Source organism: Clostridium sp. Marseille-QA1073 (assembly GCF_054863625.1).
In genome coordinates, this window is record NZ_JBSVQM010000007.1 from 26,873 (window position 1) to 52,164 (window position 25,292).

Genomic DNA, 25,292 nt, shown 5'->3' on the forward strand with positions numbered 1-25,292 from the left:
TAATTTACATAAACTTATAATAATCATACAACTTATCTCACAAATATTACATAATATTATAATCTTTAATTAAATAGTTAATTATTGAAGAGCCAATGCATAGGAAAATGTATATTAGTTTAGTTCTTAAAACATACTTTCTGAATCTAAAGCTTATTTACTAGAGTTCTGCACTCCTTAGTCTGCCAATAAAATCTCACCAATATTATTATATTAAACTTAAAATTTGTTTTTATTTCTAAATTAATTATTTATCCCAATATGTAGGACGAATTAGTGATATTGGTAGCTTTGTATTAGAGTCTCCCTTAGCAGAATTAATCTGAGCCTGTGTAATAAATATGCTATTTGTGAGATTAGCCCCTCTTATATCAGCATCTCTCAAATCAGCACCAATAAGATCTGCACCACTTAAATCCACATCTCTAAGGTCTGCTGCAATAAGAAATGCCCCTCTCAAATCTTCTCCTTTTAGATTGACTTTTTTAAGGTCTGATCCAATAAGATTTAACCTTCCGACAATTGTATTTTTACGTTTTAAAGTAGTTTTCTGTCCTTTACGAGCTTTATTTCTCACAAGTTCACTAGTCTTTGAAAGTAGAGCATTAACTTTATTTCTATGTGATACTAAATCTAGTTCTATGAGAGAATCAGCATCTAAATTAGTAATCCTCATGGTTTCACTTATCATGTAGCTAATTTCCTCTTTTATACCACTATCATACTGCATCCTCAATGCTTCTGTTAGATACCATAACATTTCATGAAGTTGTCTCATAACCAAAAACACATCAAACATTTGCTTTGCAGTTTCTGAATTATCTCTCCAATCGTGTCCATCATATGTAACTTGAGCAACTTTTTGTCCTGCTCCAAAGCATTCATAAGCAGTACATCCTTTAAGCCCTTTCTCTCTAAGCTCTTTATGAACAGCACATTTAAAATCAGATTGTAAATTTATACAAGGTTTACCTGCATCTTTATCCGTTGGAAATCCTTCAGAAGCTGAAAAATACAATGCAACACAGCAAAACCCAAAACATTTTTCACAGTCAACTCTCAAATTTTCATATAATTTCTTATCATACGTAGCCTCATCTTTATATGACATATCTATTGTCACCCCATATTCTTAAAATATAAATAATTTTGACCTCTAAATTATATCATAGCCTTATATTAAATTACTGTACATATTAATATGATTGTAAATGCTGAAAATAGTTTGATGATATTAGATTACTTTAATTGTATATTATTCTAAAAAAACAACAACAGCACATCAAATTTAAAATTCAATATGCTGTCGTATTATTATTTAATCACTGTCATACCGCCCATATATGGTTGTAGTGCAACTGGAATATTTACAGAGCCATCTTCATTTAAGTTGTTCTCTAAAAAAGCAATCAACATTCTTGGAGGTGCTGCTACTGTATTATTTAATGTATGTGCAAAGTATTTTCCGTTTTCGCTATCTACACGAATTTTTAGACGACGAGCTTGTGCATCCCCTAAGTTAGAACAACTTCCCACTTCAAAATACTTCTTTTGTCTAGGAGACCAAGCTTCTACATCCACTGATTTTACTTTTAAATCTGCCAAGTCTCCAGAACAACATTCTAAAGTTCTCACTGGTATATTCAAAGATCTAAAGAAATCTACTGTATTTTGCCATAATTTATCATACCACATCATGCTATCTTCAGGCTTACATACAACAATCATTTCTTGCTTTTCAAATTGATGAATTCTATATACTCCTCTTTCTTCTATTCCATGAGCTCCCTTTTCCTTTCTAAAACAAGGTGAATAACTTGTTAATGTTTGAGGTAAAGAAGCTTCTGGTAATATAGTATCAATAAATTTACCAATCATAGAATGTTCACTGGTTCCTATTAAATATAAATCTTCGCCTTCAATTTTATACATCATTGAATCCATTTCCGCAAAGCTCATAACACTAGTTACAACTTCACTACGAATCATAAATGGTGGAATACAATATGTAAAACCACGATTTATCATAAAGTCTCTAGCATAAGAAATTACTGCAGAATGAAGTCTCGCAATATCTCCCATCAAGTAATAAAAACCATTACCAGCAACTTTTCTAGCGCTATCTAAATCAATTCCGCTTAATTTTTCCATAATTTCAGTGTGATATGGAATTTCAAAATCAGGTACAACAGGTTCACCATAACGTTCTATCTCTACATTTTCACTGTCATCTTTTCCAATTGGTACACTTGGATCAATTATATTTGGAATAGTCATCATAATTTTTCTAACTTTTTTCTCTAGTTCATCTTCCTTTGCTTCTAACTCAGCCAAACGTTCAGAATTTGCAGTAACCTGCTTCTTTGTTTCTTCTGCTTCTTCCTTTTTCCCCTGAGCCATTAATGCACCGATTTGCTTTGAAATCTTATTTCTATTAGCTCTTAAAGCTTCAGCCTCCTTTTTTGTATCTCTTAACTCAGCATCCAAAGTAATTACTTCATCTACTAAATCTAGCTTATTGTCTTGAAACTTATTTTTTATGTTTTGCTTAACAATATCTGGATTTTCTCTTACAAATCTTAAATCTAACATATTTTTACCTCCTGATTAAATATATATATTATTATTTGAAACCATAAAATAAAAAACCCCCATCCCAATATATAAACTGGGACGGAAGGTATCCGCGTTGCCACCCAAATTGCTGATAAATACTAAAAATCAGCCACTCGAAATTAGTATTATAGAGGATACCACCCTTTCGATTCATCACCGACAGCTCCAAAAGTGGAAAGATTTAACCTTTCACCGATTCACACCATCCATCGGCTCTCTGAAGAAATTCATAAATCGTAGCTTTTATAATCACTGTTTTTGCTATATTTTATTATTTATTAATTATATATATATTCATACTGATTTTCAAGTAAAGACTGAATATTTTGTTTTAATTAAATTCATTCTTTTTATTTCCATAAATACCCTGTGATATATTTACTCTATAGCTACCTTGTGGTACAATATAGCTATGTACTTTGTGGTACAAGGTAGTAAAAAGGAGGTGTTTTGTCTTGAACGATAAATCTCAGCTCATGCGTGGGATAATAGAAGGCTGCATTTTACAAATAATCAATATAAAAACAACTTATGGTTATGAAATTGTAGAACAGCTTCAAGAATATGGATTCAAAGAAATAAAAGAAGGAACTATTTATCCTCTTCTTTTAAGACTTGAGAAAAAAAACATCATTAATTCAGAATTTCGTCCCTCACCTTTAGGACCGTTTAGAAAATATTATTCTCTAACGAAAGAAGGAATTTCAATACTAGAGGAATTCCACAGAAATTGGAATGAAGTTTCTCAATCTGTAAACACAATATTATCTACAGAAGGTATAGATAATGTCAAATGAATTAAGTATGTTAAAGAGACAAAATGAAACCACTACCCAAGAACTCACTGACACAAATCAAAAGATTTAATTGGAATGGCTATGGAAGCTGAAAAACGTGGAAAGACTTTATCTGATATAATGGATACTGATGAAAAATCTTGGTGCGATTCTATTGTTGCTAGTTATGGAAAAGTTTCCCTTTCAGAATTAATTCTTTCAATGCTAAAACAAGTATCAATTTTGTGGTTTATATGGGGATTTATTTTTTTTAATATAACCCCATCAATAGTAGAATTTAATATAGGAACGTTATCAGTATTCTTATTATATGCTTTATTTATAATTATTTATAATTTTTTTATATCAACTAAATTTGCATTTCAATCTTCAATTAAACAATCTTTAATTGAGCCGATGATTTTTATTATAATAACACTATTAATCGCACTAATTGCAAGGGCTTCAAAGGGAATTGTTTTATTCACTCTTCCAAATTATATAATACACTTAGTTTTTGGTATCACATGGGTGTTATCTACATTCTGATCTATACAATAATCTAATTCACAAACAAGCAAAAAAATAAACTGGATGGAATAACTATTTATATTGTATAAACTATAAAAGCAAAGCACAAATCTTGTAAGAAATCCCATACAAAGTTTGTGCTATTTTTATCATATAATTAAACTATATATTTTAATCTTATTATGAAGGAGAATGAGATTCTAAATTGGATAGTAAATAACCATACTTAATGAGCAAATTGTATCAGCTGTATTTTTATAAACATGGGCTCTATCCGCCTTAAATCTTATAGAATTACCTTTTGTTATAATAAAATCCTCACCATTTATACTTATAGTAAGCTCTCCAGAAAACACAGTTATAAATTCCTGAGTACCTTGTTGATGAGCTTCTGAAGCTAGATGTCCTCTATTATCAATTTCAATAGAATAAGTTTCAAATCGAGTTGTGTTATCAAAAGGAAATACAGGAAATATTCTAATCTTGCCCTTATCTTCAATAAGTGGCTGCACTTGAGACTTATCTACGATTTCAAAATCAGCTTCAGATATACTCATAAGTTCAGTACATGATATTTTAAGTCCATTTGCAATCTTCCATATTGTTGACACAGTAGGATTTACTTCACATCGTTCAATCTGGCCAAGCATACTCTTACTTACATCAGTCATCTTCGAAAGATTATTAAGACTAAGTACTTTTTCTTCACGAAGTCTTTTTAAATTTTTCGCAATAATCAAATTAAGCTTTTCCAAAATTTAACCTCCAATTTATTGACAGTATACTGCACAAATAGTATCATTATATTGCGCAGCATAATATATCGTTCTTTTTGTATATTATATCATACGAAAATTAGGAGGTAAATATACATGCCAAATCTCACAGCATTCTTATCCTATGTCCTTATTGCAAACTTTGCTCCTGGAGCAAATACTATTATATCAATGTCAAATGCAGGCCGATACGGATTTAAGAAAAGCATAATGTTTAATGTAGGTGTTTTCTTTGGTGTATTTGTTATATTTATTCTAAGCAGTATATTTAGTGTAATACTTTATGACTATATCCCATCAATTAAATCAATTATGGCCTACGTTGGCGCAGCTTATATTCTATGGCTTGTATGGCAAATCTACAAAAGTAACCCTCAAAATGAAGATAAGACACAAAAGCGTACAAACACACTTTTATCGGGATTACTTTTACAATTTGTAAATCCTAGTGTTATTATTTATAGTCTTGTAACAGTTTCAACATTTATAATGCCTTATTACAAATCTATATTTACGCTTTTATATTTTTCTTTAATTCTTGCTTTTGTTGGCTTTGTAGGAACCTGCTGCTGAGCATTGTTTGGCTCTATTTTTCAAAAGTTTCTTATAAAAAATTATAAAATTGTCAATATTGTTATGGCACTATTGCTTGTCTATTGTTCTATCTCATTATTTCTTTAGTTAATAACTATTTTAAAATTAAAAAATAACCAAATTTAATATAATCATTATAGAATTTTATTATTTAAAAAATAGTTCTGTTAAATACTTGCCTAATCTTTATCTATATTTTTATTTTTACAAATTAAAATCACAGCTTCTAGTTAAATAGGCAAGTTTATATATAAATCAATTATAGAAAATTAATGAATTAAGTTAAAAAGTTACTATTAACTTTAACTTAAAAAGGAGGTTACATATGAAACGTAAAGAAGCATTAGCATTATTAAAAGAACATGTTAAAACAGATCGTGTATTAAGACACTCTCTTGCTGTTGAAGGCGCAATGATAGCTTATGCAATAAAATTTGAACAAGATGAAAATTATTGGGGATTATTAGGATTACTTCATGATATTGACTTTGAAAAATATCCTGAAGAACATCCAAATCGTGCGCCTGAAATTCTTGAAGCTGCAGGCTTTGGTGAAACATTTATTGCAAGTGTTCTTTCTCACTCTTCAGAAACTAAAATCCCAAGAGACTCAAAAGAACGTCAATGCCTACATGCGGTGGATGAAATGGCAAGCTTCATCATTGCAATCGCATTAATGCGTCCTACAAAACTTGAAGGATTGAATGCCAAATCTGTAAAAAAGAAAATGAAAGATAAAGCCTTTGCCAAAGCAGTAAATCGAGAACAACTAATAACATCTGCTGAAGAATTAGGTGTTGAATTTAATGAGCATGTAGATACTATTGTTAATGGTCTCATTGCACATGAAGCAAAGCTGCAAAAAGAAGGGTACAGTTTATTAGATTAACCAGTAAGACACTATATTGACTAGATTATTTCAAAACAATAAAATAATAAAAACAGAAATTAAGTATAGGGATAAGCGTAGATTTACATCAATGAAAATTCACGCTTATCCTTATTTAACTTCTTTAGCAAACTAATAATAGTTTTATTTTAAGCTGCTTTTTACTACAAACTTTACTCACCAAGTTTATATAATATCTATAGATATATCAGCTCTAAAATTAATATATATGTGAAAATAATTGGTATTTTTTAGTATTACAGTTGAAACTATTGAATTCACAATTTACAGTTTACAACTCACAATTTTAGTTTAAGAAATTAATTCATAAAGAATTAATTTCCACCATAATTGTGAATTTTGCATTGTGAATTGAAATACTTAAGGGTGTAGCTATATTCAGCTATACATTAATTTTTAAAGTAATTTATCTATATGATTTTAAGATAATAAAACTTATCATATTGATTCAAATCTTGATATAATTAGATAATTCTCGGAAATACTTGTTTTTTTAATTTTCATATAGTCTTTTCCTTCTTTATTTCTTCAATCATCCACTGATATTGTAAATCTCCAAGTCCGTACTGTGAAAACAGTGTAAGCAGTTCTTTTACGAGATTTTCCTTATTAAGATTGTTTTTGATATAACGTATGATATCACTGTTTTCTTCTCGGTAGCCAAGATATAAATTCATTGCCTGATAAGTGACAGGCAGCATTTTTGCATCACATTTTTTTCTATCGCAAAGTATGGTTTTGTAGATATAATTATAACCATCTGTATCAATTTCCACAGCATCGGGCAACATTTTATCCTTTTGCTCTTGTGCCATACAAAAAAGTACATCACCATCAAAATGAATTTGCTCTAAATATGAAAGAATCGTAATAAAGTTCATTTGGCAGAACATATCATCACCAAACCATAAAACGATAATGTCAAACTGTTCATCAAACAACGGCTTTAACGGCTCTATTACAATTTTTTTATATTCTTCAGGTGTGGAGTTGAGGGAATGCACTCTTTTTTCAATAAATTCGGGCGAGAAAATTTTTTCGTCCGTTTCACCCCAACACATAGCTTCATTAAATGGAATATAGACAGCTTTTTCATTCATCAAGTTATCTCTTTGAAAAGAATCAAGCATACACAAACCATTTAAAACATGCAATGTTTTTAAGGGGTAGTTTCTTTCAATTTGACTTTGTACATTCTTAATAGTTTCATTTTTCATTGCTGTATTCTCCTTATTTTGAAATGTTAGAGAACTATTTTTCTGATAAACAGCAAGCGGCAGCGGATTTTCACGAAACCTTTTCGGCGACATTCCAATCATAGAAGAAAATGCTCTTGAAAATGCCTCCTGAGACGAATAACCGTATTTTATCGCAATATCAATAATTCTGTCATTAGTACTTTTAAGCTCACTTGCAGCACAAATCAAACGTCGCTTTTGCATATAGCTTTTCATAGTTTCACCAAAATAACGATGAAAAATAACAGAACAATAATAGGGTGAAAAATTGCACTGCCTTGCCAATTCACTTAGAGAAAAATCCTCTGTTAAATTTTTCTCGACAAAATCCAGTATTCTTTTCATATTGGTGTCTATCATCAAGCATTCCTCCTTTTTAAAGATAGTAACACATCTTAAATATTTTATTTTGATATTAATTGTGATATTAAATATTTTTATACCTTTTGTAGTTTATTTCTCTTATTTCATTAACTCATATCTTAAAGCATTTTATTTAAAATAATAGTTACCAATAGTATATTTATGTTATACTCAATTTGTAGTATTGCCACGGATTCGTAGGAATTTGCGTCATACTGGAATAATAAATTTTAAAATTTATGGAGGATTAATATGATTAAACCAATAAACATAATCTTAAGAGAATTAGAAATTAAAGATTTAGAGGATTACTTGTATTGGAATCATCCTTCACGTGAGTTCCATAAATTTAATGGTCCATATTACGGAAAAAGTAGTGAAGAAGAGCTAAGAAAGTATGTTGAAGAACTTAAAGAACTATTGTTAAAAGGGGAAAGAAATGTCCTGGAAAATAAAAAGATAATAGCAAATAAAGACACTGACGAAATAATCGGTCAAGTTAATTGGTATTGGAAATCACAAGAAACCCTCTGGATGGAAGTTGGGATTGTAATTTTTAATGAGAATTACTGGGGAAATGGTATAGGTTATACCGCTTTAAAGATGTGGATTGATGAAATTTTTGCTGAAAACCCAAGACTTATAAGACTTGGATTGTCAACTTGGTCTGGGAATTTAAGAATGATGCAACTGGCTGAAAGATTGGGTTTAAAAAAAGAGGCTATTTACCGAAAAGCAAGGATAGTTGATAATCAATATTATGATTCAGTGAGTTATGGTATCTTGAAGGAAGAATGGCAAATGTTATCTAACAGTATATCATGATATGCTGCTCTCAATAGATGAATCAAAGGTTTACTTTATCACAGTAAGTCCTATTTCATTTAGCATAAATCGATAATAGAGACTATATCTGTATTATGCTAACCTCAAAGTCCTGCAATGCTATGCTAAAAAACTCTGTTATTTATGATACGTTTCTCCGTAACGGGAATAACATAGCCTTTTAATGAATTATCCATAAAATAATATTTTCTTCGATATTAAGCCAAGTGACTGTCACTTGGCTTAATGCAATCTATTTCTATGCTTATAATATGAGAAATTAAAAAAGAGATAGCTGTTCATTAGTAGATTTATTTAATTTATCTTTCATTGGCTTTGAATAACTACCGAAAAGATTATATCTGCCTTTTAATTCATTAACCATAATGTAAAGCTCATCCTTATATTCCTTGCTGGCACCACCTGTTTTATATAGGGTTTGTAATGGCTCATACAAATGGTTAAAATCCTTTTTTATAAAATCAAAGAATACGGAACGAGTCTTTCCCCTTAGATAGAGTACTCCAGGTAGCACATAACTAACTCTACAATCAGCAGCATTAGAATATAGAGCATCAACATTATCTCTTCCATCTGTTATATATGGAATGATTGGCATAAAGTGAAGTCCCGTGGATGCCTTTGTCTTTGAGAACTCCTTTAACATAGCAAATCTTTTAAGGGATTCCACACCATTTGGTTCTATCTTTCTACGAATATTTTCATCCATACAAGTAATGGTTGCTGCAACATTTACATAAGTAATGGAGCTAAGTTCCTCAATTAAATCATAGTCTCGCAAAATCAAATCTGACTTTGTGGAAATGATGCAAGGTGTTTTATATTTTATCATTAATCGTAGAATATCTGGCATTATTTTGTACTGTGCTTCTATTTGTTGATAGCTATCGGTTACGCCACCAATATTAACAACTTCTCTTTTCCAAGTGGGACTGCTAAGTTGTTCCTCCAATCGTTCAACAATATTAGTTTTAACATATATATCCTCAAAATATTGCTCAGAACCCATATATTGATGTGAGTACATAGCATAACAGTATTTACAGCCATGCTCACACCCCCTATATATATTTAAATCCCAAGCAAATGGTATTTTTCTTTTTAATTTATTACATCCTATAGTACAAGTTATCTCTTTGTAGCTTGCCATATAATTTCATCCACCCCTATATATTTATATAATTGAGAATTGACGATTGACAATGGACAATTATGGATACTTCTCTTTTATAAGAGAAGCTTTCAATTGATTTCTTTTCATGTGACACAATCACTTGTATTAAAAATCTATTTAAAGAAATTAATTATGCATTTTGCATTGTGAATTGCGAATTACGAATTAAGATACTATAGATATATACATTATTTTTTAAAGTGGTTTATCTACATTAAAATCAAATTTAAATCAAATTTAAATACCTATCTAATAACAATCGAGTTACTTCTCTCAACTTTTATTGATTTTTTCTAATTGGTATCCAAACTTCAAACTTTGAATTAGCTGGATCTTGATTTAAGTATAATTCAATATCTGGCGCATCTGCATATTCATATCCTGACGTTGGTAACCACTCTGTAATTATTCTTTCTTCAATTTCTTGAATTGCTGTTGGCATAGCACCTTGTCCAGGAAAAACTGCCCAAGTGCCTGCGGGTATTACATATTCATACATACCCTCTGGTACTTCTTTATCAGTTTCTACAGCTATATAATATTCCCATCTCTCCAAGCTATCCATACAAGCACTAACCCCTAATACTCCCTTAGACTCTGCATTCATAAGAGATACTATCTGATTAATTCTTCCATTTTGTGCTGATTCTTGCCATAACTTAGGTACAGATTTAAAATTTTTCTCAATATTCTTTTCTAATGATGCTTTTACTCCCACTATTCTGATTTCTTCTTTTTTAACTATACTATACTCCATTTCTCCTACTCCTTTTATTGTTATTCTAAAACTAATAGGAGGATATGCTTTTAGGAAGGTTCCCTCTTTTTGCGCTACTGAAGGTGATACATGATGCATTTTTTGAAACGCCCTATTAAAAGCGGTTGGAGATTCATAACCATAGCGTAAGGCTACATCAATTACCTTATCTCCACTTTGTAAATCAAGGGCAGCTTTTGTTAATCTCCTATTTCTTATATACTCTGATAGTGGCGTTCCTGCTATATATGAAAACATTCGTTGAAAATGATAAACTGTACAGCATGCTATCTTTGCTGCTTTTTCATACTCAATTTCTCCATCTAGATTTGCTTCAATATATCCTAGTGCTTCATTTAATTTTTCTAACCATTCCATTAAGCTATCCCCTTCCAAATAATAGTATAGTGAATTATAAATTTAAAAACCTCTCATCCAATGCACAAATATGAGAGGTTGCTATTTACTTATTAATTAACTTTTCTTTTATATTCAAATTGTACCATATTTTGTTTATGCATTTAAACAATAAAAACCTTCTCTATTTAGGATACGGTTCTTAATATCACAAATAAGGGATCTTTTATTACTTTAAATACAGTAGAATCAATACTACTAGATTCAATCTTTCCTATTTCACCATCTATATCTACATCTTGAGAAATTGTTAAACATATACTTGTTTTTAGATTCTCTTGTGCAGTAAATTCAAGGTTATCATGATAAATTGAGGTTTATTTACACTATGCTTAACATTCTAATTTATAATTACCAATAAATATGTTAATAGAAAAACCCCTAACAAAAATGTTAGGGGCTTTCTTATTAATAATTATAATTTTATAATAACATCACTAAAAAATAAGTTAACTATTTTCTAGTTAGCCTCATTTTTATATTCCTCCATCTGTTTCAAATAATTAATTTGAGTTTCTGTCTTCCCTCTATATTTCATATCATCATTAACAGAATTTTGGTTAATATTATTAGATTGAGATGTTATAGAGAGCTTCATTTCTTGAAATTGCTCTTCTGTAAAATCTATGTAACTATAACATTTTGGACAAGTAATACAATATTGCTTTCTATATGGTATTATTGGAATGAAAAATAACGTAAACCACGTTCTTACAACACATAAATTCCAAACTTCAGTACTATTACAATAGTTACATGGACGTTCAAATACTGGTCCGACAATCTTTCTAGTCACTTTCCCCCATCCCCAAATTATCATTTTATCACCTCATATCAATAATCTTTCCCAATTGTACCATTTTCCAATATTTATCTCAATATACAACACAAATATCCATAGTTCTACATATATTCAAAATTTGGCAGTATATAAAAAATCATTTCATTACTTATAATAAGATTTTTCACACCATCAAATTTTTATCTTTATAATTCATCAAACACTATTTTTTCTTTTAAATCTAGTCATATCAAGGAATTGGCGGAAAATCTACGTCATTTGCAGTACGGTTACCCGCATCAGTAACAAGTGATAACACTTCCTTAATTATTCAAAACATTCGAAGTTCTTCTATCCACTCATAAGTGGAATCAAATTTCTTCCTCTTAATATTTCATTAAGTTACCATTAATATTAACTTCTATCTTATACCCTTAAATGCATAATTTATTAGATTTTTTATAAAAGTCTCATCTACCATATCCCCTGTTATTAATAATCTATAGAATAATGGGCCAAAAATTAAATCTATAACTAATTCTATATCCAAATCATCCTTTAATTCTCCTCTTGAAATTCCACGTTCTAAAATATATCGTGAATCAAGTCTACGGGGCTTAAAATATATTGTTCTATAGGCTTCAGCTAACTTTTGATCAAATTGGCCTTCTGCTATTATCTCATTAATTATCCTCCCCTCTCGACTAATTAGAAATTTTGCTAAATTATTTACTTGAATTATCATATCATTAATAGTTGATCCTGTATCAGGTATTGGAAGTCTTACAACAGCAGCATCAAAAAAAGCGTCCATAACAACAGCAGCTTTGTTGGGCCACCATCTGTAAATAGTGGCTTTACTAACTCCAGCTCTTTCAGCAATCTTTTCAATTGTAGTAGCTCCAAAACCATTTTCAAGTAATAACTCATATGCAGCGAAAAGAATGGCCTCCTTAGTTTTTACGCTACGCGGACGTCCCAATTTTTTCTCCATTATATTTACCTCCATTGTATTTAATTTATAATAATATACTTAGTAAACTAAACGTATAGTATTGTTAAATATACAAGGAGGAAAAATTAATGAAAGTTGTAGTTTTTAACGGAAGTCCCAATAAGGAGGGTAATACTTATCATGGAATAAAAATAGTTGTTGACGAATTAGAAAAGGAAGGAATGGAAACAAAAATAATCCATGTCGGGAATAAATCTATTAGAGGATGTATTGCCTGTGGATATTGTACAAAAAATAAAAATGGAAAATGTGCTATTACTACTGATTCAGTTAATGATTGGATTAAAAAAATGAAAAATGCCGACGGAATAATCTTAGGATCACCAGTACACTATTCAGCAATTGCTGGAACAATGAAGTCATTTTTAGATAGAGCTTTTCGTGTGGCAGAAGCCAATGATAGTATGCTAAGACATAAAGTTGGAGTTGCAGTAGTAGCAGTAAGACGTACAGGCGGAATTTCAACCTTTGATCAGTTAAATAATTACTTTAATCATTCTGAAATGCTCATCCCTACTTCAAACTATTGGAATATTATTAATGGAAGATTACCAGGTGAGGCAATGCAGGACGAGGAAGGAATACAAATAATGAGGATATTAGGTAAAAATATGGCTTGGCTTATGAAACTTATTGAAAATAGACAAGGAATTATTAAGAAGCCAGAAATGGAAGAAAAGATTTTTACTAATTTTATTCGATAAATTTTTATTTTTCCTATCCATTAGATAATTTTTACTACTATTTAAAATAGATTTTTTATCACTTATAATTTCAATCATTTATTCAATTAAATGTATTATTATAATCTAAGGAAGTGCTTTATAAATGTGTCAATCAAATAATGCCGTTATAAAAACAAATTCTTTAATAAATAATCTTGAAGATAAACCCATATTGACTAATTTATTAACTTTAGTTATGTCCATAGCTTGTGGACTTACTGTAGCAAATTTATATTATATCCAGCCCCTCTTAGCTGATATAGCAAAAACCTTTCATGTCACCCAATTAAGCATAGGCTTTGCAGCTATGCTTACACAAATAGGTTATGCAATTGGAATGATATTTATCTTACCTTTGGGAGATATAAAAGAAAAAAGAAAATTAATAGTAATAATGCTTTTATTCTCAATAATCTCACTTATGAGTATGTTCTTCTCTTCAAATATATATGTTCTAATAATTTCTTCCTTTGCCGTTGGATTTACTTCTATTATTCCTCAACTTATTATTCCTCTAGCAGCACAACTATCAAATCCACAGCAAAGAGGGCAAGCTATTGGTACAATAATGAGCGGGTTGTTAATTGGAATATTGCTTTCTCGTACAATCAGCGGCATCTTAGGCAGCTACTTTGGCTGGAGAGCAGTTTATCTTATTGCAGCGATTATGATGCTTGCTCTAATGCTTATTCTTAGGAAGTTGCTACCCTTATGCGAACCTATCTCTGACATTAAATATACTCAACTGCTAAAATCAATGATAAACTTAATAAAAACTGAACCAATTTTAAGAGAAGTCTCTATTAATGGTGCTTTAATGTTCTCAGCTTTTAGTGCATTTTGGACATCCCTCATATTTTTACTTGAAAGCTCTCATTACAATATGGGAGCTGAAGCAGCAGGTTTATTTGGATTAGTTGGTATTGTTGGTGCTCTTGCTGCTCCAATAGTTGGAAAATTAGCTGACAAAAGAGGTTCAAGATTTGCTATAGGTATATGTATAATCGTAGTTATAATTGCTTATTTATTCTTCTTTCTATTTGGCTTTAAAATTTGGGGACTTATTTTAGGAATTATTCTTCTAGATTTAGGAGTACAATCCTGTAATGTCTCTAATCAGGCAAGAGTACATTCCTTAAACGAGAAAACGCGTAATAGACTTAATACTATTTATATGGTTAGCTTTTTTCTCGGTGGAGCGCTAGGTTCCTTTTTAGGTTCCTATAGTTATTCTCATTTTGGATGGTATGGAGTTTGCACTTTTGGAATGGCAACTCAAATCATAGCAATTATTCTATACAAGGTTGGAAAAAATACATAAAATATATTTTGACAAATTGAACTAATTTCTATTTATAATTTAAATCGTTGTGTTTACTTATGTAGCGTATATTATATCTAACTGTGCTTCAAACAGGTCCTCTAGAGTTTTTTATTTGAGTATTCTTCTTGGGAGTATGTTCATCCAATTCTTTATAGATGCAATATCATCGGAACTATAGTTTGACATAAGTTTTCCCTTCGTGATAAATCGACGTAGTAGGCCGTTATGACGTTCATTAGTTCCTTTCTCAAAGGATGAATAAGGATGAATAAGGATGAGTAAAGTGTACCTTTGTATCAGTGTCGGTTTCAATTATAGATAAATCATCAAATTCGGAGCCATTGTCTCCAGTTATTGTTTTGAATACTTGACTAAAGTGGTCGCCATATAAGTTACGGATACTTTTAAGCTCATTCATAAATGCGCAAGCACTTTTAGAAGCAATCTTACGCACAATAGCATTCCTAGTCTTACCCTCAAGAATGGTTAAAAGTACACAGTCATTACCAGACTTTTCACCGACAGCTGTATCGATATTCCTCATGGTTATCTATGTAATTTGGACGTTCTGTAATACTTCTACCAAGCTTTTTCTTGTGCTTTCTGATCATTGCTGGTTTAGTATTTCTAAGTAGCTTCATTGGTAAATCTGCATTTTAATAAGTGACAATCCAAGATTAATATAGTTATACAAGGTTTTGGTGCAAACATTTGAGAACACTTGAACTTACCAGTTTCAATCGTATTACCTACGCAAGCATCAGGTGACCATGAATCAAGCTTTATCTTAGCTACTCTACTACATAGTTTATAAAGTCACAACATTCTAAGCGCTTAAAAGTACAACAAAAATTCAAGCGATGCTTTTTGTAAATGGCTTCGCCTGTATCTGCAAGGTAAAGTTCAATATGATTTCTCTGTTTAATCTGTGTAGTAGTACCACGTCGTATTTCATTGAGAACAGTATTTATAAGGTGGTTTAGCTCTTTAGCTATCCTATATGCTGAAAATCTATCTTTGAGACGAAGTTGAATAATCATGTGCTCTTCAAAATTCAAATGTTTATTTTTGCATGATTATGTGTTATTATTTGGGTAATCCATAGTGATTATCCTCCGTGTATGTTTTTCTTTAGCGATTAAATCATAACACAGAATAATTTACTATGGATTTTTTATTAGTTCAATTTCATTTTACAACAAGCCCTCTTTTTATATCTAAATTAATTATCAATATTAAATTTATTGGTATTCATATAGAGCTTAATGGTAAAGAAAAAAAGCACATATCTCACGAAGATTAGTGCTTCACTCTTAATTAAATCTTTATTTAATTCATCTAATAGCCTTAAAACAAAATAAATGTTTTAATTTTAAATATTTACTCTATATAATGACGAGGGCAATTTATGTAATAACATTTATAAAATATATCGTAATCTACTTCTATAAAAGGCTTAATGCCATTAACAACCCGTCTATAACATTCTTTAATTTTATTTAATCTAACCTTTTCTCCATCAATATATTCTTTACACTCCTTTTCACTATCCCAATCTCCATAATTGGTTTCTTCTTCATAAATATTCTTCTCTATTTCTTTTTCAATTTCATTCATCTTTTTCTCTGATGCATCTATACTATATGATTCTTTTAGTGCATAAAAATACTGTCCAATCCAACTTTCATCTTCATAAAGTTTATCTTCATCATATAACTCTATACATTTATGATAATCACCAAGTATATACATACATTCTGCTAATTCATTAGCTCTAACCTCTAAGCTTTCATAACTACTCTCTAATAATAATTGAATTATTTTTTTACCCTCTTCTAATTCTCCATTCAGCGCTAACTCTCTTCCAAGAAGTAAAGCAATTCTTCCATCTATCTCTTCGTCTTTATAGGGGTATTTATAGATTGACATTAACTTTGAGATTCCGTCTTCTCTATTATTTGAAATGATTAAGCTAATAGCTTCATTATATTTATATCCCTTATAATGAGAAATTTCAAAAGCCTTATTAAACAATGTTATTGCTTCCCTATAATTCTTTTTCTTAAAAAATAATTTTCCTAAAGCATAATATGTATTATCATATTTTGATTCATATTCTATTGCTTTTGTAAGTAATTCAATTGATTTATCGACCTCTTCGTATTCCTCACTTAACAAATAAGCCATATTAGTAGCCCAAAAACAATATTCATCCTTTGACATATTGTTTTTATTTTTGTTATAACAATTCTCTAAAATATCAATTGAAATTTTTGTATCATTCCGTAATTCTAAATTTATCATTGCCATAAGTGAAAAAGCTTGAATATTAGAAGGATTATTATTAACCTCTATTTCTAATTTTTCTTTACATTCGTAAAAAAATTTAGCTCTTTCATCAAATTCTAAATTCATAACACTCTGCAATTCTTTTATCATTTTGGTTATATTCACTTATATCACTTCCTCAACACCTTGTACATTAATTATATAAATAATCGATTTAGTTGTATATATTTTAAATAAAAAATAGCCTTAGCTAAGTTATATCAATATCTAAGGCTAGATTCCTTAATTATTTATGATATACTACACCGCTTTATAACCATCCTACTTCTAACTATTTTTTTATTCAAATTTATCTATAATCTTTTTCTTGAAACAAAAAAGAGGGCATACCCTCTAAATACACCATTTCTCTATATTTATATTTTATTCTTTATTTATACATTCAGTTAGATATTAATTATTAAAATATATTATAATGAATCATAAATTAAAGGATCACTCTGACAGTCATCAGAGTGATCCTAATAGTATAAAATTTCACTAATACTTGATTTAATAACTTTTTCGCTATGACATTTTAAAATGTCTTAATTCTTTTATTTATATCATCTATTATTTTATAATTATGCTCTTACATAAAATCTTAATAAAATAAATGTGTATTACTTTATGTTGATTTCATAGTATTTATACAATTTATTTATATCCGAACTAGACAATATATCTATACTATTTTTAATATGATTTTCTTCCCAATCCCACCATTTCATTTCAAGTAGCATATCTATCTTATCTTTATCGAATCTTTCTTTTATATACTTTGCAGGATTTCCCCCTACAACAGTATAAGGTTCTACATCTTTTGTAACTACCGATCTAGATGCAATTATTGCACCATCTCCAATTGTAATTCCTGGCATAATCATAGCTTCTGTACCAAGCCATACGTCATTGCCTATAATTGTATCTCCCTTGGGCTTATATGAATCTAGTAACTTATCTTTAAATGGATATACAGTTATCCATTCAGGGTTATGATTGTGATTTCCTCCCATCATAAATATTACTCCGCTGGCAATACAACAATACTTACCTATTTTTATTCTATCTAAAGTCCATCCATAGTCTTCTATGGGATTATACATCTCCTTAGATTTTTCATCTCCCCATATATATCTTACACATATATCTTCAAAATTCCTACCTGCATAATATCCTGAATAATATGTATATTTCCCAACTTCAATTAAGGGATTTTTTACTGTATCCTTTAAATATTTTATTTCTGTCCAATGATTAAATGTATTATTCATCTTATCCTCCTAAATTTAAGTTTTAAATATCACTTAACTTAGGTCATACTGCTACATTCCTAAAATTTTTAATTCTCTTTATCATTCTAGAATACTTCCTTAAATTTTATTATTTCTTATATACATGCAAATATGTATCAATATTTTAGACATAAATATTTAAATTAATTGACTTACGTCTCTATTTTTTCATATCCCCTGAGATTATAAAACAAATACTTCTATGTATTTTCTTTTCCCATTATACCATTCTTCTGAATCAATGTGTATTCATATAACAAAAGATATCATCATAATATTATGATAATATCTTTTTATGAATTTCAATAGTTGAAACGAATCATACTTTAATACTATAATCCAAAATTAGTAAAAGCCTCATTTATTTGTGATACTGTTCTCCGTTACACTTCTAAATGATAGTGTTTTCAATCTATATTCCAAGCTTCTTTTGCTTATCATACCTTATTGTACTCATATTAATTATACTGTTTTTCTTATTGAAACCTTGTATCCTAAGTTAACTATTAAATTATATAAAATATTGGCTTTTGATTTTCTTAATCGAGTAGTTATTGATTTTAGCGAATAGAAATTCCTTCTAAACCACATATATCCATCAAATAATTCCTCTGCACTCATATTTTTAGGTTTAAATGCTACTCTAATTTTTCCATTATAATATGACCAATCATCAGTTAATAATCGCTCTTCTTCATTTAACTGATAATACAATGGTGTCTTTGACAGTGGTGTTAATATAGTAACTGTAACACTATCAATTCCTAAGTAATTGCACATGTCTAGAGTTGTTTTAAACACTTTCTTTGTGTCAGTATCAAATCCAAATATTATTCCTACATTATCAACCGCTAGAAAAAGGATTAAATTTTCCCATATGCAATATAATTAATAATACTTCAAATTCAAGTTTCTATTAAACTTTCTATAACTCTATGTTAAATAAATATTCCTCATATAAATTAACTCTTAATCTTTTTATAAATTAGTCTTTGCTAATCTGTTGCAGAAGCTGCAATTATAGTAAACATTTCTGTTACTTTATCATACACAGTAAAAAAAATAACACCCCACCATTCCAAACCATCATCAAAATAATTAGACCATTTATGTTCCCAATAAGCATCTGGCACACTCCAGTCTATCCCACTGCACCAATCATAAATTTCAAGGTTATAAATATTTGAAAATAATATATTATTAACATGCCAAAAATCTTCTTTCTTCAGTACACTACCATATGGTGGATCTAGAAATGAATGCTGATATGGTGCCTCTATTCTATCCTCGAAAAATTCATCAGTAGAATATGGTACACCTCTCATTTTAGATTCATCAATCTGAATTATATATTGATATTTATTTTTATAACGTTTTGCAATAATCTCCATTGCATTTATAGCAGCCTGTTTATGTTCTTCAATGCCACAATCTGGCTCATCATTTTGCAAAATCACATAATCAATCACTATATTATTCATATTATCTTTATCATTCAATTTATTGATTAAAGTATATGATGGATGATATATCAACTCTTTCATTTTTTAACCCCCATTCATTTAAATTTTATTAAACTAGCAGTTGGAGCATTTAATGCAGTTTATGGAACAAAGCCAAGACCTGTAAATTCAGAAGTTATCAGTTCAGAAACTGTGGATTTATAAGACAAAAACCCTTGACATCCGTCGAGGATTTCAATGGTAGAGGCAAAGTACAACCTTTGAAATCCACCATTATAACAGTGTATACCTATAATTCTATTTCATATCTTTTTCTCATTTTTATTAAGCTACATCAAATTGGCTATTATATAAATCTGCATAGAATCCTTTTTGTTGCATTAATTCTTCATGGCTTCCCTTTTCAATTATATCTCCATCTTTCATAACCAAAATTACATCTGCGTTTTTAATTGTAGATAATCTATGTGCTATTACAAATGACATTCTGTTTTGAGCTAATGCATCCATAGCTTCTTGAATTATTTTTTCTGTTCTTGCATCTACTGAACTTGTAGCTTCATCTAAGATTAACAATGGTGCATCTTTAACCTTGCTCTTGCAATAGTTAACTGTTGCTTTTGACCTTCTGATAAACTTATAGATTCATCCAAAACTGTGTCATATCCATTTGGAAGAATTGAAATAAAGTGTTCTAATCCTACTGCTTTACATACTTCATCTAACTTTTTATCTGAAACTTCTTCTTTGTTATAAACAAGATTTTCTCTAAAGGTTTCCGACTTTTCTTTTACCTCACATTTATTTTTTCCAACAACAGAAGTATATATTTTTATTTTTGGTTCTGTACCAGAAGGGCGCACTACAAACCAACTTTTGTCTTTTAAAATGAATTAACCACTTATATTCTTCATACCATTTATTGTCATATGGTTTACCAAAATATTTTAAGCTACACCTTCTATTATCTCTTATCGTACAAACCACAACGACTTATTATAGTTTATATACTCTTAATTTAAGAATTCCCTTATTTCATCTCCTTGATTAACAAGAGAGTGCCCTTCATCAGGAATGAGATTTATATTAGCATGTCCTAGTAATGATTCTAAGCGTTTTGCCGTCTTTTCAGAATGTAACATAACATCTTTTCCTCCTACAAATAATGCAATCGGCATTGTTAATTGTATTAATTCATCGTCTGAGAATAGAGGAATAACTTCTCTTCTAAAGTTAAAGTGTTTTGCAATTAACTTTTGATAATTTAACATTACCTGTGGTATAAGTTTATTACCATTAATTTTATAGTATAGTTTATCTATTCCTTTTTCTCCTAATAACATATAAAATAATGATTTAAAAAGAAAAGACTTTTTTTGAGGACCTATGCCTGCTGGACAAAGTAGAACAAGTTTATTTACCTTTTGTGAATATTTTATAGAAAACTTTGTTCCTAGCCATGCACCTAATGAAATTCCAACAATACTTGCTTTTTTTATTGATAGGGCATCAAAAACATCATTGAGCCAATTTGTAAAATCATCACCCTCTAATGGCAATTGAGTTTCATTACTTTTCCCTGGTTCTCCAGGCATATCTACCGCATATACTCTATAATTATGTGAATACTTCTCCATCTCATTTATCCACATAACTGAATTCATGCCACTACCATGAAGTAATATAAGTGGTGGTAATTCTTCTTTTCCACTAGCTATAATAAATGTTTTTCCGTAATCTGTATTAACATTAATTTCTTCATGTGGAAAAGACCATTTTTCAACTAATGATTCATAATATTTTAAAATTTCATTTTTTCCTTCTTCACATTTAAATGCAACTTGCACCTTACTATTATCTATTTTACTGATACTTGTTCTCATCATCACACATCCTTATTATTTAATATTTAAAATCCAGTTTTCAGCATCTCTAATATTATTAAACACCCTAAACTAATGTTAACATTATTATTTTCCATAAGAATACTTAAATCATGTCCTGATATTCTCCATTGTTTTCCAACTTTATTTGCTCTAAGCTTACCTTATGTTATAAATTTTCTTATAGTTTTATAGTGCATACCTAATATTTCTGCAATTTAATCAACTGTATAAAATTTTTCTTCCATTAAAAACAATCCTTTCATATTTCATTTATATACTCATTATATTGCACTTTGTGCGAATTGTAAATGTATTTTATTGTACTTTGTTGATATTTATTTGACTTTGTTCCTTATATTTCTATTAATCATATTTTATTATTCAACCGAGTAGTAGTTAAATGATTATTTTATTTGGTAAATAATAAAAAAATATGTATCGACTTTTACATCAATACATACTTAACTGACATCTATGATATTTTTTACTTACATCAATTACTTGCGATACAGTTCATTCTTCATATTCTGAATCTGCACCAGTAAATTCATATGTGATATCTACAAGCCGTTTTATAGTACTTTCTGATAACTTCATACTAATATTGGTCTTGGCACTCCATTACCCCTATTACTGATTATAATTATAAATTCATTTATTTGCTCTTTTGTATTATACTACACTATTGGTTATTTATTCCATTTTATTATATCATTTTGTAACTTTTCCTAGAATTAAATTTACTAATGTAACTATGCTATGCCCAAAAAATGGTCACTGCTAATTTGCAATAACCATCTTTTTATATTATCTACTTTATTCCCTTATAGAGTTTAATTCATTACATATATCATCTATTTCATCATAGCTACTTGTTATATCCATTATGCTATTATTAAGTTCATCAATAGCTGCAAAAATTTCTTCCATAGCCGTTGCAGTCGATTCTACAATTTCACTAATATCATTTACTAAACTTAATGTACTTTTCATCGTATTTTCAAGCAATACAGATTGTGATCCAACATTTCCTGAATAACTTAATACATTAGACGTATTCTTATTAACATTTTTAAATAACTCTTTAACATCATTTGTATGTTCATTACATAACTCAATTGACTTTTCTTCTTTTAATATTTCCTCTGCAACTACCTTTGTTTTATTAGATATATTATTCAATATTAATTCTATTTGATCTGTGGATATTCTTGAATCCTCAGCAAGTTTTCTTACTTCTTCTGCAACCACAGCAAAACCTCTTCCATACTCTCCAGCTCTAGCTGCTTCTATTGATGCATTAAGAGCTAATAGATTGGTTTGCTCTGATATTTTTCTAATACTGTTAATAATATGAACTATTTTTGTATTTTCATCGCTTAATTCATTTATCATGGATACCACACTTAAAATATTTGTATTTACGTTATTCATTTCCGAAGATAATATATCTACTTTATTATTACCTTCTAATACAACATTTTCAGTTGACTTAGATAATTCCTCCATAGTTTTAATAGCATTCGTAACTTCTTCTACTTTTTCTACTCCATCCTCTATTGAGGATTTCATTCCAATCATTACATCCACTTCTTTGGCTGCACTATTAGCAACGTCGCTTGTAGAACTAGTTATTTCTTCTGCTATTTGTCCTGCTACAGAAATTCCACTTTTTATTTTCTCATTAGCTGTTGTTAAAACCTTTATAGTACTATATATTTTTTCTAGCAACAACTCTGCTCTAGATTTAGCTTCTTCAGTAGCCTTATGAGTTTCTTCTAAATCTTTATAAATCCTTTTGGTAGTAATGGCATTAATTGATAATATAGCTGATCCTGCTATTATGTATCCTATATAAAATACTAATTCATAGTATTCTGCTGAAGCAAACAATGTTGTTTTATAGCCTAAGAAGAAATACACTACAAGTACTATAGCCAAAATTGCTTCAATAATTAATATCCTTAAATCTTGATATACACTCATTAACATAACACCATAATATATCAAAATAAAATTAGCCCAATTTGGGTTTGATATAAACATTATGCATATAACAGCACTGTACATCATTAACGTATAATACATTGTTTGAATAATATATTTCTTTTTTATTAATATAAAATCGATTATAGCTAAAGGTATGGAAACTCCAACTAATATTAATATTGCATTCCTATCTGTATTTAAAATAATATCAACAATTACTCTTAATACTACCGATAATATAAATCCTACCAACATTATTTTATTCTTCAATTCCACATTTTTTTTGTAATCCATCACTACTCCCCCTTACTCAATGTCATATTATTATTATTCGTAATATTGTTATGTAGCTTTATCACATACTATATTTTTTTATATAATTATCTTAATTTATTAGAGTATTCTTCGATAATTATAAATAACATATTTAACAATAAAGATAAGGCGGAGAGAAGATGAATATAAAAATTAAAAATATCGAATACTACCATCCTAAAGCAAATTATTCTAATGAATATTTTCTGAAGCATTTTTCAAAGCAAGACGTAGATATTTCTGGGTTGTTAAATGTTACTGGAAGAGACCAGAGATATATTTCTGAAGATTTTAATGAAAATTCTTTAACTATGGCTATAGAAGCTTGCAACAAAGTAATAAAAACTGCAAATATAGATGTACAAGATATAAATTTAGTTGTATTTGTATCTTCTACACCAGAATACCTATCTCCTACAAATGCTGTTAAAATTCATGATGCTTTGGGTTTATCTAAGAATGCAAATGCATATGATATGAATGGTAATTGTTCAGGAATGATAATTGCCATGGATCAAGTCTGTAGAGTAATGAAAAGTAATAACAGAATTAAATATAGCTTACTTGTAGGTTCAGATTTATCATTTAGATATTCAAGAAAATCAGAACCTATTACTTATGCTAATTTTGGAGAATCTGCATGTGCTGTTTTACTAGAAAACACTGAAGATAAGATATCAGATTTCATAGATAGTTCATCTTACGTAGATAGTTCATTAAACTGCTATATAAAATTTCCTCCTGAAGGCTTTTCTAAGGTATTACCAATAGATGGAGATACACCAAAAGATAATAGACTAATAGAATGGCTAGATTTTAATACAGATGATGCATTCGCAAGTTCTGTTGATTCAATAAATGAAATACTAGCTCGAAATAATCTAACTAAAGATGATGTTAAATTATATTGTTTATCTCAATTTGCAAAGAAAAATATTGATATGATAAGAGAGACTTTAGAAGAACCAAAACACAAATTTCCATTCATAGGTGACAGATTTGGATATACAAGTGTTACAAGCCCATTTATGGCCTTAGCTGATTCTGTTTCAAATGATAACCTTAAGCGTGGAGATTATGTTATTTTATGGACAGTTGGAGCTGGTGTGGTTGCTTCATGTATACTACTTAGATATTAATATCAAATCAAAAAGTCAGATATGAACTTTTTGA

General features: G+C 29.3%; 22 protein-coding genes, 3 pseudogenes and 1 other annotated feature. Of the genes and pseudogenes, 8 read left to right on the forward strand and 17 right to left on the reverse strand.

Translation table 11 applies throughout. The features are described 5' to 3' along the window. Positions 1-247 precede the first annotated feature (247 nt). Together ACY1IQ_RS08040 and serS are read right to left on the reverse strand one after the other, a co-directional pair. The gene (locus tag ACY1IQ_RS08040) at positions 248-1,111 is read right to left on the reverse strand and encodes a pentapeptide repeat-containing protein (protein WP_461613464.1); all 864 of its coding nucleotides are present in this window, start codon (positions 1,109-1,111) and stop codon (positions 248-250) included. Positions 1,112-1,314: 203 nt separating this feature from the next. Continuing rightward, positions 1,315-2,592 (reverse strand): serine--tRNA ligase, encoded by a 1,278-nt coding sequence (gene serS / locus ACY1IQ_RS08045; protein ID WP_461613465.1) that lies wholly within the window; start codon positions 2,590-2,592, stop codon positions 1,315-1,317. Positions 2,593-2,666: 74 nt separating this feature from the next. Beyond that, positions 2,667-2,875 (reverse strand) — a binding site (T-box leader). A gap of 196 nt (positions 2,876-3,071) precedes the next feature. On the opposite strand from serS, the gene ACY1IQ_RS08050 reads away from it, so the two are divergent. After that, the gene (locus ACY1IQ_RS08050) at positions 3,072-3,413 is read left to right on the forward strand and encodes a PadR family transcriptional regulator (RefSeq protein WP_461613466.1); all 342 of its coding nucleotides are present in this window, start codon (positions 3,072-3,074) and stop codon (positions 3,411-3,413) included. 75 nt (positions 3,414-3,488) lie between these two features. After that, complete coding sequence (locus ACY1IQ_RS08055) at positions 3,489-3,941, forward strand: hypothetical protein (RefSeq protein ID WP_461613467.1); 453 nt, start codon at positions 3,489-3,491, stop codon at positions 3,939-3,941. A gap of 182 nt (positions 3,942-4,123) precedes the next feature. Here ACY1IQ_RS08055 and ACY1IQ_RS08060 read toward each other — a convergent pair whose 3' ends face one another. Further along, on the reverse strand, positions 4,124-4,678 hold the full coding sequence (locus tag ACY1IQ_RS08060) for a helix-turn-helix domain-containing protein (protein ID WP_461613468.1): 555 nt from the start codon (positions 4,676-4,678) through the stop codon (positions 4,124-4,126). A 117-nt stretch (positions 4,679-4,795) separates the two neighbouring features. On the opposite strand from ACY1IQ_RS08060, the gene ACY1IQ_RS08065 reads away from it, so the two are divergent. Then, positions 4,796-5,272 carry a LysE family transporter gene (locus tag ACY1IQ_RS08065; protein ID WP_461613469.1) on the forward strand — a complete coding sequence of 159 codons (477 nt, stop codon included), beginning with the start codon at positions 4,796-4,798 and terminating at the stop codon, positions 5,270-5,272. Between the two features lie 346 nt (positions 5,273-5,618). Further along, entirely contained in the window at positions 5,619-6,182 is a 564-nt protein-coding gene (locus ACY1IQ_RS08070; RefSeq protein ID WP_461613470.1) for an HAD family hydrolase, read from the forward strand. Positions 6,183-6,703: 521 nt separating this feature from the next. Here the strand turns inward: ACY1IQ_RS08070 and ACY1IQ_RS08075 are convergent. Further along, positions 6,704-7,801: a helix-turn-helix transcriptional regulator gene (locus tag ACY1IQ_RS08075; RefSeq protein ID WP_461613471.1), complete on the reverse strand. Its 1,098-nt coding sequence runs from the start codon at positions 7,799-7,801 to the stop codon at positions 6,704-6,706. 255 nt (positions 7,802-8,056) lie between these two features. Between ACY1IQ_RS08075 and ACY1IQ_RS08080 the strand changes: the two genes are divergently transcribed. Continuing rightward, positions 8,057-8,629 (forward strand): GNAT family N-acetyltransferase, encoded by a 573-nt coding sequence (locus ACY1IQ_RS08080; RefSeq protein WP_461613472.1) that lies wholly within the window; start codon positions 8,057-8,059, stop codon positions 8,627-8,629. A gap of 280 nt (positions 8,630-8,909) precedes the next feature. Here ACY1IQ_RS08080 and ACY1IQ_RS08085 read toward each other — a convergent pair whose 3' ends face one another. From ACY1IQ_RS08085 to ACY1IQ_RS08100, 4 genes are all read right to left on the reverse strand, one after another. After that, positions 8,910-9,800 (reverse strand): SPL family radical SAM protein, encoded by an 891-nt coding sequence (locus ACY1IQ_RS08085; RefSeq protein ID WP_461613473.1) that lies wholly within the window; start codon positions 9,798-9,800, stop codon positions 8,910-8,912. Between the two features lie 304 nt (positions 9,801-10,104). Beyond that, positions 10,105-10,959 carry an AraC family transcriptional regulator gene (locus tag ACY1IQ_RS08090; RefSeq protein WP_461613474.1) on the reverse strand — a complete coding sequence of 285 codons (855 nt, stop codon included), beginning with the start codon at positions 10,957-10,959 and terminating at the stop codon, positions 10,105-10,107. Between the two features lie 499 nt (positions 10,960-11,458). Beyond that, on the reverse strand, positions 11,459-11,818 hold the full coding sequence (locus tag ACY1IQ_RS08095; protein WP_461613475.1) for a zinc-ribbon domain-containing protein: 360 nt from the start codon (positions 11,816-11,818) through the stop codon (positions 11,459-11,461). 382 nt (positions 11,819-12,200) lie between these two features. Beyond that, a complete protein-coding gene (locus tag ACY1IQ_RS08100; protein WP_461613476.1) occupies positions 12,201-12,773 on the reverse strand; it encodes a TetR/AcrR family transcriptional regulator in 573 nt (190 codons plus the stop codon). Positions 12,774-12,862: 89 nt separating this feature from the next. Here ACY1IQ_RS08100 and ACY1IQ_RS08105 point away from each other — a divergent pair, with 89 nt between their 5' ends. Both ACY1IQ_RS08105 and ACY1IQ_RS08110 read left to right on the forward strand, forming a co-directional pair. After that, positions 12,863-13,498 (forward strand): flavodoxin family protein, encoded by a 636-nt coding sequence (locus ACY1IQ_RS08105; protein ID WP_461613477.1) that lies wholly within the window; start codon positions 12,863-12,865, stop codon positions 13,496-13,498. A 124-nt stretch (positions 13,499-13,622) separates the two neighbouring features. Continuing rightward, complete coding sequence (locus ACY1IQ_RS08110; RefSeq protein ID WP_461613478.1) at positions 13,623-14,840, forward strand: MFS transporter; 1,218 nt, start codon at positions 13,623-13,625, stop codon at positions 14,838-14,840. Positions 14,841-14,951: 111 nt separating this feature from the next. Here the strand turns inward: ACY1IQ_RS08110 and ACY1IQ_RS08115 are convergent. The 9 genes and pseudogenes from ACY1IQ_RS08115 to ACY1IQ_RS08155 all read right to left on the reverse strand — a co-directional run bounded on the left by ACY1IQ_RS08115 (position 14,952) and on the right by ACY1IQ_RS08155 (position 24,098). Continuing rightward, positions 14,952-15,901 (reverse strand): annotated as a pseudogene (locus tag ACY1IQ_RS08115) (IS30 family transposase). A gap of 322 nt (positions 15,902-16,223) precedes the next feature. Continuing rightward, positions 16,224-17,282: a tetratricopeptide repeat protein gene (locus tag ACY1IQ_RS08120; protein ID WP_461613479.1), complete on the reverse strand. Its 1,059-nt coding sequence runs from the start codon at positions 17,280-17,282 to the stop codon at positions 16,224-16,226. A 512-nt stretch (positions 17,283-17,794) separates the two neighbouring features. Beyond that, positions 17,795-18,445, reverse strand: coding sequence for a CatB-related O-acetyltransferase (locus ACY1IQ_RS08125; RefSeq protein ID WP_461613480.1), 651 nt, complete (start codon positions 18,443-18,445; stop codon positions 17,795-17,797). A gap of 483 nt (positions 18,446-18,928) precedes the next feature. After that, the gene (locus tag ACY1IQ_RS08130; protein WP_461613481.1) at positions 18,929-19,246 is read right to left on the reverse strand and encodes a DUF4070 domain-containing protein; all 318 of its coding nucleotides are present in this window, start codon (positions 19,244-19,246) and stop codon (positions 18,929-18,931) included. A 215-nt stretch (positions 19,247-19,461) separates the two neighbouring features. Next, the gene (locus ACY1IQ_RS08135) at positions 19,462-20,010 is read right to left on the reverse strand and encodes a hypothetical protein (RefSeq protein ID WP_461613482.1); all 549 of its coding nucleotides are present in this window, start codon (positions 20,008-20,010) and stop codon (positions 19,462-19,464) included. Positions 20,011-20,253: 243 nt separating this feature from the next. After that, positions 20,254-20,822: pseudogene (locus ACY1IQ_RS08140) on the reverse strand (ATP-binding cassette domain-containing protein); the annotation flags it as partial. 120 nt (positions 20,823-20,942) lie between these two features. Continuing rightward, positions 20,943-21,812 (reverse strand): alpha/beta fold hydrolase, encoded by an 870-nt coding sequence (locus ACY1IQ_RS08145; protein WP_461613483.1) that lies wholly within the window; start codon positions 21,810-21,812, stop codon positions 20,943-20,945. 74 nt (positions 21,813-21,886) lie between these two features. Next, positions 21,887-22,012: pseudogene (locus ACY1IQ_RS08150) on the reverse strand (helix-turn-helix domain-containing protein); the annotation flags it as partial. Positions 22,013-22,631: 619 nt separating this feature from the next. After that, entirely contained in the window at positions 22,632-24,098 is a 1,467-nt protein-coding gene (locus ACY1IQ_RS08155) for a methyl-accepting chemotaxis protein (protein WP_461613484.1), read from the reverse strand. Between the two features lie 161 nt (positions 24,099-24,259). Here ACY1IQ_RS08155 and ACY1IQ_RS08160 point away from each other — a divergent pair, with 161 nt between their 5' ends. Next, positions 24,260-25,258, forward strand: a complete 999-nt coding sequence (locus tag ACY1IQ_RS08160; protein WP_461613485.1) for a ketoacyl-ACP synthase III — start codon at positions 24,260-24,262, stop codon at positions 25,256-25,258. Positions 25,259-25,292: the final 34 nt, after the last annotated feature.

Coding starts and splice junctions, on each gene's coding strand:
- ACY1IQ_RS08040 (WP_461613464.1), bottom strand. CDS start 1,111: ATGTCATATAAAGATGAGGCTACGTATGATAAGAAATTATATGAAAAT.
- serS (WP_461613465.1), bottom strand. CDS start 2,592: ATGTTAGATTTAAGATTTGTAAGAGAAAATCCAGATATTGTTAAGCAA.
- ACY1IQ_RS08055 (WP_461613467.1), top strand. CDS start 3,489: ATGGCTATGGAAGCTGAAAAACGTGGAAAGACTTTATCTGATATAATG.
- ACY1IQ_RS08065 (WP_461613469.1), top strand. CDS start 4,796: ATGCCAAATCTCACAGCATTCTTATCCTATGTCCTTATTGCAAACTTT.
- ACY1IQ_RS08070 (WP_461613470.1), top strand. CDS start 5,619: ATGAAACGTAAAGAAGCATTAGCATTATTAAAAGAACATGTTAAAACA.
- ACY1IQ_RS08075 (WP_461613471.1), bottom strand. CDS start 7,801: ATGATAGACACCAATATGAAAAGAATACTGGATTTTGTCGAGAAAAAT.
- ACY1IQ_RS08080 (WP_461613472.1), top strand. CDS start 8,057: ATGATTAAACCAATAAACATAATCTTAAGAGAATTAGAAATTAAAGAT.
- ACY1IQ_RS08085 (WP_461613473.1), bottom strand. CDS start 9,800: ATGGCAAGCTACAAAGAGATAACTTGTACTATAGGATGTAATAAATTA.
- ACY1IQ_RS08090 (WP_461613474.1), bottom strand. CDS start 10,959: ATGGAATGGTTAGAAAAATTAAATGAAGCACTAGGATATATTGAAGCA.
- ACY1IQ_RS08095 (WP_461613475.1), bottom strand. CDS start 11,818: ATGATAATTTGGGGATGGGGGAAAGTGACTAGAAAGATTGTCGGACCA.
- ACY1IQ_RS08100 (WP_461613476.1), bottom strand. CDS start 12,773: ATGGAGAAAAAATTGGGACGTCCGCGTAGCGTAAAAACTAAGGAGGCC.
- ACY1IQ_RS08105 (WP_461613477.1), top strand. CDS start 12,863: ATGAAAGTTGTAGTTTTTAACGGAAGTCCCAATAAGGAGGGTAATACT.
- ACY1IQ_RS08110 (WP_461613478.1), top strand. CDS start 13,623: ATGTGTCAATCAAATAATGCCGTTATAAAAACAAATTCTTTAATAAAT.
- ACY1IQ_RS08120 (WP_461613479.1), bottom strand. CDS start 17,282: ATGATAAAAGAATTGCAGAGTGTTATGAATTTAGAATTTGATGAAAGA.
- ACY1IQ_RS08125 (WP_461613480.1), bottom strand. CDS start 18,445: ATGAATAATACATTTAATCATTGGACAGAAATAAAATATTTAAAGGAT.
- ACY1IQ_RS08130 (WP_461613481.1), bottom strand. CDS start 19,246: ATGTGCAATTACTTAGGAATTGATAGTGTTACAGTTACTATATTAACA.
- ACY1IQ_RS08135 (WP_461613482.1), bottom strand. CDS start 20,010: ATGAAAGAGTTGATATATCATCCATCATATACTTTAATCAATAAATTG.
- ACY1IQ_RS08145 (WP_461613483.1), bottom strand. CDS start 21,812: ATGAGAACAAGTATCAGTAAAATAGATAATAGTAAGGTGCAAGTTGCA.
- ACY1IQ_RS08155 (WP_461613484.1), bottom strand. CDS start 24,098: ATGGATTACAAAAAAAATGTGGAATTGAAGAATAAAATAATGTTGGTA.
- ACY1IQ_RS08160 (WP_461613485.1), top strand. CDS start 24,260: ATGAATATAAAAATTAAAAATATCGAATACTACCATCCTAAAGCAAAT.